Source organism: Sphingomonas sp. RB1R13, from assembly GCF_036663775.1.
Lineage (GTDB): Bacteria > Pseudomonadota > Alphaproteobacteria > Sphingomonadales > Sphingomonadaceae > Sphingomicrobium.
Map to the genome: position 1 here is coordinate 1 of NZ_JAXOJM010000110.1, position 1,056 is coordinate 1,056.

2 protein-coding genes are annotated in these 1,056 nt (G+C 68.1%); both read right to left on the reverse strand.

The features are described from left to right. On the reverse strand, positions 1–355 hold a 355-nt coding region (locus U1700_RS15325), incomplete at its 3' end, for an SAM-dependent methyltransferase (RefSeq protein WP_332753525.1). Next, positions 352–927: an SAM-dependent methyltransferase gene (locus tag U1700_RS15330; protein WP_332753526.1), complete on the reverse strand. Its 576-nt coding sequence runs from the start codon at positions 925–927 to the stop codon at positions 352–354. The genes U1700_RS15325 and U1700_RS15330, both read right to left, overlap by 4 nt. Between the last annotated feature and the right edge of the window lie 129 nt (positions 928–1,056).

Below are 1,056 nucleotides of genomic sequence, written 5' to 3' on the forward strand. Positions count from 1 at the left end.
TCGTACTGTCATACAGCGACGGATCGCCCCAGACGAGCAACGCCACGCGCCCGCCACCCGGCAGATGCACGGCGATCTCCGCCGCCCAGCGTTCGGCAATCGCATCGTGCCAATGCTCGACTGTATCGAGATAGGCCCCTTCTGCCGCCCGCACCGGCAGGTCGAATTCGACCACCCGCACGCTCGTTCCCGCCAGCACCTGTGCGCAGATGTCGCGACGCAGGTCGATCAATTCCGCCTTGTCTTCCTTGCGTGGCAGCAGGATCAGGTCGGCGTTCCGCATCGCCGTCTCCGCCGCGCGGGTCAGGTGGTCGGGATTGCCTGTGCCGATGCCGATCAGGTCGAGATGGATCACATATCCTCCATCAGCGGGCCGTAGAGGATCAGCGCGGCCTTGTCGGACACGCCCTCGGCCAGTCGCGCGGCGAGTTCGCCCACGCTCGCGCGGGTCAGGCGCTGGTCGGGGCAGCCAACATGCTCGGCCATCAGCGCGGGCGTCTCGGGTGACAAGCCGTGCGCGATCAGCGCGTCGGCCAGCGCGGGGAAGGTCCGCTTGGGCATGAACACCACCGTCGTCGCGGATGCGTCGGCCAGCGCCGCCATATTGCGGTCGGCGGGTAGCGCGCCGGTGACGTCATGGCCCGTCACGAACTGCACCCGCCGCGCTTCGTTGCGCCGGGTCAGCGGGATACCCGCCGCCGCCGCCGCCGCGCGCGCCGCATTGGCGGCTTCGGGCGACAGCTTGGGCGCGCATTCCGCCTCGGCCGCCTCGACCAGCGGCTTGTGCCCCGTGCCATGCGCGCAGGCGAGTAGCAGGCCATACTTGCGCTGATCGTTCAGCACCGGCTCGTTCAGCAGCGAGCCAACGTTCAGGCGGATGTCCTTAGCGAAATCGGGCAGCTGCCCGGCAAATTCCTTGAGAGACATGGGGGTATGCTCCGGATAAACGACGCCCCAGTCCGGGCCGCTGATCCACCATGGACCAGCAACCCTCGCCGGGGCGTCAGAATGGTAGGTCCGAGGACGTCATCGCCCCCGGACGACAGGATTACTCGG